This is a genomic window from Bradyrhizobium sp. PRIMUS42 (assembly GCF_023006515.1).
Taxonomy (GTDB): domain Bacteria; phylum Pseudomonadota; class Alphaproteobacteria; order Rhizobiales; family Xanthobacteraceae; genus Bradyrhizobium.
The window spans coordinates 1-7329 of the sequence record NZ_JALBGZ010000294.1; the positions used below are offsets into that span (position 1 = coordinate 1).

At 63.6% G+C, this 7329-nt stretch carries 7 protein-coding genes; 4 read left to right on the forward strand and 3 right to left on the reverse strand.

All coding sequences use genetic code 11. From position 1 onward, the window contains the following. Nucleotides 1-90 precede the first annotated feature (90 nt). From MOV75_RS21035 to MOV75_RS21045, 3 genes are read left to right on the forward strand one after another with little or no spacing between them, the layout of a single operon-like run. On the forward strand, nt 91-1410 hold the full coding sequence (locus tag MOV75_RS21035) for a dihydroorotase (protein ID WP_246929155.1): 1320 nt from the start codon (nt 91-93) through the stop codon (nt 1408-1410). A 13-nt stretch (nt 1411-1423) separates the two neighbouring features. Further along, entirely contained in the window at nt 1424-3007 is a 1584-nt protein-coding gene (locus MOV75_RS21040) for an ABC transporter substrate-binding protein (protein ID WP_246929154.1), read from the forward strand. Then, entirely contained in the window at nt 3004-4377 is a 1374-nt protein-coding gene (locus MOV75_RS21045) for an amidohydrolase family protein (protein WP_246929151.1), read from the forward strand. Before MOV75_RS21040 ends, MOV75_RS21045 begins: the two co-directional genes overlap by 4 nt. Nucleotides 4378-4624: 247 nt before the next feature. On the opposite strand, the gene MOV75_RS21050 is transcribed toward MOV75_RS21045, so the two are convergent. From MOV75_RS21050 to MOV75_RS21060, 3 genes are all read right to left on the reverse strand, one after another. Further along, entirely contained in the window at nt 4625-5146 is a 522-nt protein-coding gene (locus MOV75_RS21050) for a DUF1275 family protein (RefSeq protein ID WP_247006521.1), read from the reverse strand. Nucleotides 5147-5304: 158 nt separating this feature from the next. Then, entirely contained in the window at nt 5305-5649 is a 345-nt protein-coding gene (locus MOV75_RS21055) for a hypothetical protein (RefSeq protein WP_246929147.1), read from the reverse strand. Between the two features lie 32 nt (nt 5650-5681). Next, nucleotides 5682-6089: a hypothetical protein gene (locus MOV75_RS21060; protein ID WP_246929146.1), complete on the reverse strand. Its 408-nt coding sequence runs from the start codon at nt 6087-6089 to the stop codon at nt 5682-5684. A gap of 337 nt (nt 6090-6426) precedes the next feature. Between MOV75_RS21060 and dusA the strand changes: the two genes are divergently transcribed. Further along, nucleotides 6427-7329: tRNA dihydrouridine(20/20a) synthase DusA (gene dusA / locus MOV75_RS21065; protein ID WP_258719595.1), on the forward strand; the 903-nt coding region annotated here is incomplete at its 3' end.

Consider the following 7329-nt stretch of genomic DNA (forward strand, 5'->3'; position numbering starts at 1 on the left):
CAGGCAATCGGCGTGCCCGTGGTCGAGCCGGCGCAGCAGGCGGTCGCCGCCGCCGTCGGCGCGGTCGTGTTGAGACAATGAGAGCAGACGATGCATTATGATCTCCTGATCCGGAACGGCACCTGCGTCACGCCCTGGGGCGAGGAGACATCAAACGTCGGTATTGCCGGTGGCCTGATCGCGACACTGTCGGCGACATCGGCCGACACCGCCGATCACGTGATCGATGCTCGCGGCCTTCACGTGCTGCCCGGCCTGATCGACAGCCACGTCCATCTGCGTGACCCCGGCGATGCCAAGGTGGAGACGCTCGGCACGGGCACGCGCGGCGCCGTGCTCGGCGGCATCGCCACGCTGTTCGACATGCCCAACACCAACCCGCCGATCATCGATCAGGAGCGGCTCGACTGGAAGCGAGGCTATGCCGAAGAGCACAGCTGGTGCGACATCGGCCTCTACATCGCCGGCGCCAAGACCAATATCGGCGAGCTTGCGCATCTCGAAAGCGAAGCTGGCGTTTGCGCCATCAAAGTGTTCGCGGGATCTTCGACCGCTTCACTGCTTGTGGAAGACGATGAGCATCTCGAAAAGCTCATGCGCGCGGGCCGCCGCCGCATCGCCTTCCACAGCGAGGACGAGTATCGCCTGCAGGCGCGCAAGCCGATGTTCTCGCGCGGCATGCCGCATCGATCGCATATGGAGTGGCGTGACGAGGAGTGCGCCTTTCTCGGCACCCGCCGCCTGATGGCGCTGGCGCGCAAGACCGGCCGTCCGGCGCACATCCTCCACGTCTCGACCGCGGAAGAGCTCGGCTATTTGCGCGAACATCGCGACATCGCGACTGTCGAGGTGCTCGTCAATCATCTGACGCAGGTCGCGCCGGACTGTTACGACACGCTCAAGGGTTTTGGCGTGATGAATCCACCGATCCGGGGCGAGCGCCACCGCGAGGCGAGCTGGGCCGCGTTGCGCGACGGCATCGTTGACACCATCGGCTCGGATCACGCGCCGCATTCGCGCGCCGCCAAGGAATTGCCTTGGCCCGATTGTCCCGCGGGGCTGACCGGCGTGCAGACGCTCGTTCCTGTGATGCTCGATCACGTCAATGCCGGCCGGCTGTCGCTAGCGCGACTCGTCGACCTCATGGCAGCGGGTCCCGCGCGCGTCTACGGCCTTGTCGGCAAGGGACGGCTCGCCGCCGGTTACGATGCCGATTTCACGCTGGTCGACATGAAGGCGAAGCGGACCATCGAGGAGTCCTGGATCGTTTCGCCCTGCGGCTGGACGCCGTTTGCCGGCAAGCCAATCACCGGCTGGCCGCTCGCCACCATCGTGCGCGGCCACATCGTCATGCGCAACGACGAGGTGCTGGGCGCGCCGATCGGCCGCCTCGCCCGCTTTGCGTCCTAGGAGGCTTGTTTCGATGCCTGTGTCCCGTCGCTCACTGCTCAAGGCCGCAGCCGCCGTGCCGGCGCTGTCGCTGCCGGGGATCGTGCGTGCCGAAACGCAGACCACGCTGCGCTTCATTCCAGTGATCGATCTTGCCTTCGTCGATCCAATATATTCGACAGCGCAAGTGTCGCGAAACCACGGCTTCATGGTTTACGACACGCTCTATGGCATCAGCTCCTCGCTTCAGGTCTCGCCGCAGATGCTGTCGGGCCATGTCGTCTCGAGCGACGACCGGCAGTGGGATCTCACCTTGCGGGATGGCCTGTTCTGGCACGACGGAGAAAAGGTCCTGGCACGCGATTGCGTCGCGAGCATCCGCCGCTGGGCGGCGCGAGACGGGTTTGGCGGCGAGCTCATGGAAGCGACTGACGAGCTGTCGGCGGCTGACGACCGCACCATCCGCTTCCGCCTCAAGCGGCCGTTTCCGCTCCTGCCGCAGGCGCTCGGCAAGGCCGCGATCAACGCCTGCTTCATGATGCCGGAGCGGCTGGCGAGCCAGGATCCGTTCAAGCCGCTGACCGAAGTCATCGGCAGCGGACCGTTCCGCTACCTCGCCGACGAGCGCGTGCAGGGCGCGCGCAATGCCTACGCAAAGTTCGACCGCTATCAGCCACGCGCCGAAGGCAAGCCGGACTGGACCGCCGGCCCCAAGATCGTGCATTTCGACCGCGTGGTCTGGACCACCACGCCGGATGCCGGCACCGGCGTTGCCGCGCTCCAGACCGGCGAGCAGGACTGGCAGGAAACCACGCCGCACGATCTATTGCCGGTGCTGCGAGCGGCCGAGGATGTCGAGACGCGGATCCTCGATCCCAGAGGCTACACTTGCATGCTGCGCCTCAATCATCTGCAGCCGCCGTTCGACAATCCCGCCGTCCGCCGGGCGCTGCTCGGCGCGATCGACCAGTCCTCTTTCATGACGGCCGTGGCAGGCACCGCTCCCGCCCACCAATACTCGCCGATCGGCTTCTTTGCGCCGGATACGCCGATGGCAAGCGATGTCGGGCTCGACGTCTTCCGCAGGCCCCGCGATTACGCCAAGGTTAAGGCAGACCTGGCGGCTGCCGGCTACAATGGCGAGAAGATCGTGCTGCTCGTCCCGACCAATTCGCTGGCCCAGAAACCGTTGGGCGAGATTGCGGTCGACAGCTTGCGAAAGGCCGGGATGAACGTCGAGTATGCCGGCCTCGATTTCGCCGTCGTGCTGCAACGGCAGCTCAAGAAGGAGCCGATCGGGCAGGGCGGCTGGAGCGCGGCGGTCGCCAATTGGCAAGGCATCGACTGGCTCAATCCCGCTGGCAATACCAACCTGCGCGGTGAGGGCAAGGTGGCCGGCTGGTACAAGAGCGACAAGATGGCGGCGTTGCGCAGCCAATGGCTGGCAGCCTCCGATCTCGCCGAGCAGCAGCGAATCTGCCGTGAGATCCAGGCGCTGGCTTTCGAGGAGATTCCCTATATTCCGATCGGCCAGTACAAGCAGCCGACCGCCTACCGCAAGAGCATTACCGGCATTCTCGACGGCACCGCCGTCTTCTGGAACGTACGCCCCGCATGAGCACGATCGCGATCTTCGGCAGCTATGTGCTGTCACACAAGGACGGCGTGCAGCATGTCCTGCGCGATCATTGGGTGTTGATCGAAGACAGGAAGATCGCCGCGGTTACGCGCGATCGTCCCGCCGCGGAGCAGATTTATGACAAACCCGGCCGCTTGATGTTGCCGGGCCTAATGAACCTGCACAATCACTGCTTTAGCGAGGCAGTAGCGCGCAGCCACACCGAGGATGGCAACGGGCGCCGCAACAATCAGAGCATTGTGTACACGGTGCTTCTGCCGCTGACGAAGCGTGGCGCTGACCTGTTGACGAGGGAGGAGCGGCTTTCGGTGGCGCGCCTCGGCATCCTCCAGCTCCTGAAGGGTGGCGCAACTACGGTGATGGAGCCGTTCCGCAACACGATTCCGGAAATGTTCGACGCGGCGGAAGAGATGGGTATCCGCTTCTACGGGGCGCCCTATCTGTTCTCAACCTCCGACGCCAAGGCCGGTGCGGACGGCGTGGTCCGCTATGCCGGCGACGACGGCGCAGCCGATATGGCGACCTGGGACGCGCTGTATCAGCGCTGGAACGGTTGTGGCGATGGGCGCATCAGTCTCGCCATGAGCCCGCATGCGACCGACACCTGCGGTCCGGATCTCTTGAAAGCCTGTGCGGAGCGTGCGCGCGAACTCGGTGTTCCCATCACGACGCATCTGGCGCAGAGCCGCGCCGAGGTCGAGACCATTGGCAAGCGCTATGGGGGGCGCACGCCGGCGCAATATCTCGACTGGCTTGGTCTCCTGGCGCCGGACTTGTTGGCGGCGCACTGCATCGCGTCGACCGATGACGATCTGAAATTGATGGCGGCGCGCGGGGCCACTGTGCTGAATTGCCCGCGCGTGTTTGCGCGCGCCGGCGTCACGGCCGCGTTCAGCCGCTTTGCCGAGCATGGCGTGCGGACCGTCGTCGGCACCGACGGCTACAACATGGATTTGCTCGGCGAGCTCAACGCAGCCTCACTGATCTCCAAGATCGTGTCGCAGCGCGCTGATGTTGCCAACTCGCCTGAACTGATTGAGTCGATCACCGCAACCGCGGCCGACGTCATCAAGCGGCCGGATCTCGGCAGAATTGCGCCGGGTGCGACCGCCGATCTCACGGTCGTCGATCTCACCCATCCGCATTTGCAGCCGCTCTTCGATGTCAGGCGCGCACTGGTTGCGCTGGCCAACCGCGCCAACATCGATATGGTCATGGTCGATGGCTGCGTGCTCATCGACGCCGGTCGCTACGTTCGTGGCGATGAGGCCGCGATAACATCGGCAGGGACGGCTGCGATCGGCAAGATCTGGGATCTTCCCGAGGCCCAGGCGGCTTTTGGCGGCTGATGTGGATGGCCGGCGCAGCAACTGATGATGATCGTGCCGCGCGGCTCCAGCATCGAGGAACCTTGCACCCGGCATAGCGGTGACCCAACGGGAGCAAGCGTTGTGAATAGGCGCCTCGGGCGATCAGGTGCACTCGGTCAGGACGACGTCACGATATATTCGAAAATTCCGCTGCTTGCAGCGCCGGCCTCATTGGCTGTGAGGCCGAAGGGATAGCTGGGCGCGATTGCAGCCTCGCCGGCAGCCGCTAACGCACCGCGATCGCAACAGCGGCCAGTGCGGCCGGAAGGGACCAGGCCCAATCTCCTGCCAGTGAAGTTGCTGCTGCTGCAACGACACATCCGAAGACGAATCCGAACAGGCGACCCAGCGAGCGATTCAGCGGGGTCGAATCGTGCGGCAGCAAGGGACGTCGGTCGGTCAGCAAGTCCATCGCTGACAAGACCGCGTTGGCCAGATTTCCGGTCATCACCGTCGTCGAGATCGCGCCCGGAACCGCCAGACGGAGGAGTGCGTACTGGCACGCCATGGCGGCCACCGCGATCATTGCGGCCGTGCCGGCCAGCAGTCCGACCGGGTCGGCCGATGCCTTCTTTCCACACCGCTGCCGGCGCGTGCCGTTGCCTAAGAGATCTCGTCGCTGGGTATCCGGCGGATAGCAAAAATCTTGGAACGCGGTTGGACGAATGCTGGCAGACCCGCGGCATAGCAGAATTGTTCTGATTAATTTGGCGCGCGGCGAACAGCCTGATGTTTTGCCCCAGGTCATTGCCGCGGGAGATAACGGCTGCGCCGGGGGCAAGAGTTGACGTGCGAACGTTCCGGCGCGCTTGCGCCGCAGGTCAGCCGACGCTATTGAGCGCACCCTTCCATAGTGACTTCTTCAACCTCGCCCCCGCTCCTCCGCCAGATTGCAAGTACCTGCAACTAGATCGCCGCCCCGAGGATATGCGTGATCGCTTGGCCGATCTCACTGACGGCCACACGCATACCGACTTCCTTCGCCAGACCGACAAGACGCTCAGACCAGCGCTTCAGCTTCACGGGATCGGGGTTCGGCTTGACCGCTTCATCCTTCACGACCTCCGCGATGTCTCGGAAGCCTTCCCTCTGGCTCTGCTCAAGCCGCTGAAACTCAGGTGACGCCAAAGCCCGGTCGATCGCCTGCACGAGCTGTTGATGGTAATTGATGATGGCGGACTGCGAGAACTCGCCGACACCGACCTGTTGAACGGCACCAGGGCTGTTGGACTGGGTGTTGATGATGCTCACGACCGGGTCTTTTCTTATCCGCTCATTCCCCATCATGCCGTGCGTGAAATCCCGCACCTTGGCGGGAGCGCGACCAGCCGTTGTGGCGGGCCAAGCACGGCGAAATGGTGTTCGAGACCGCTCACCCCCAAGCTTTTCACCTCGACCATTTCGTCGAGAGCCGTGTTGGCTTCTATTTCAAAGATCTCGACGAATACGGGATGTACAGCTTCTTCGCCGGCAACGGTGACGATTCGGATGAAAGAGAAATCGATCGATAACGTCGATGGGCCTGCGCCTTGCTTCGCTCGCCTTTTGCCAAATTCGATCAATCGCTCGCGCGTTAGATCCTGAATCTTTACTCTTCCGAGGGAGACCTTCAATGCCTCCATTACGGCGGCCTTGGACCGTCCGATAGACTTTCCGACTTCGGTCAGATCGTCGATGTGAAGCGTGATCAAGTGGGAAAAGATCCGCGGTGGTTCGTGGGGACGAGTCCGTCTAACCGGGATCCCGCGATCGATCGACCGCTCCACGTCACGGGCCCATTCTTCAGCGTCATGCCGCCGTAGAATGTGTTGGCCACATACTGCCGCTTGCGCCGCACCTGGACCCGCCAGCTCCCGGAATCGAGCTTTGTGAAGGTCGCCATTGCGTGTGCACTCCCGTCCAATTTCGTGTGCGCTACGTGTGCACCGCGAGATCAAATGAGGTACAAACGGGTGCAATTTTGGCTAGTTTGGAGTGCACACACAGGGTGTATGTTCCTCTTCTAGTCCTTTGATAGTGTAGGATAACTTGTTGAAAGATCAAGATTATCGATTTTCCGTCGCGCCCATGATGGATTGGACTGACCGGCACTGCCGGGTGTTCCATCGTCACCTGACGCGGCGGGCGCTGCTCTACACCGAGATGCTGACCACTGGCGCCATCATTCATGGCGACCGGGAGCGGTTGCTTGGGTTCGACGCGATCGAGCATCCGGTTGCACTTCAGCTTGGTGGCTCGGATCCGCGCGAGCTCGCGCAGGCGGCGGCGATCGGCGAGGCGTTCGGCTATGACGAGATCAATCTCAACGTCGGTTGCCCGTCCGATCGCGTGAAGGATGGCCGCTTCGGCGCCTGCCTGATGGCGGAGCCGGAGCTGGTGGCAAGGTGTGTCGAAGCAATGAAGCGCGCAGTCGCCGTTCCCGTCACGGTGAAGTGCCGTATCGGCATTGACGACCAGGATCCGGAGGTTGCGCTCGATGCGCTCGCGCGCGGGGTGGTCGCCGCCGGCTGCGACGCGCTGATCGTGCATGCCCGCAAGGCTTGGCTCAACGGTTTGTCTCCGAAGGAGAACCGCGACATCCCGCCGCTCGACTATGAGCGCGTCTATCGCCTCAAGCGCGCAATGCCCGGAGTGCCCGTGATCATCAATGGCGGCATTCCTGGGCTCGACGAGGCGAAGGCGCATCTGGAACATGTCGACGGCGTGATGCTCGGCCGTGCCGCCTATCAGGAGCCGTGGCGGCTGCTCGCTGTCGATTCCGATATCTTCGGCGAGGCAGCCCCGCATGGATCCATGCAGGACGCGCTCGAGGCGATGATGCCCTATATCGCGCAGCAGCTCGCGCGCGGCACGCGGCTGCATGCGATCACGCGGCATTTCGTCGGCGCGTTCCACGCGGTGCCCGGCGCACGGGCCTTCCGTCGCCATCTC

Excerpts from the sequence above, each read along its gene's own strand:
- MOV75_RS21035 (WP_246929155.1), top strand. The coding sequence starts at position 91 with ATGCATTATGATCTCCTGATCCGGAACGGCACCTGCGTCACGCCCTGG.
- MOV75_RS21040 (WP_246929154.1), top strand. The coding sequence starts at position 1,424 with ATGCCTGTGTCCCGTCGCTCACTGCTCAAGGCCGCAGCCGCCGTGCCG.
- MOV75_RS21045 (WP_246929151.1), top strand. The coding sequence starts at position 3,004 with ATGAGCACGATCGCGATCTTCGGCAGCTATGTGCTGTCACACAAGGAC.
- MOV75_RS21050 (WP_247006521.1), bottom strand. The coding sequence starts at position 5,146 with ATGACCTGGGGCAAAACATCAGGCTGTTCGCCGCGCGCCAAATTAATC.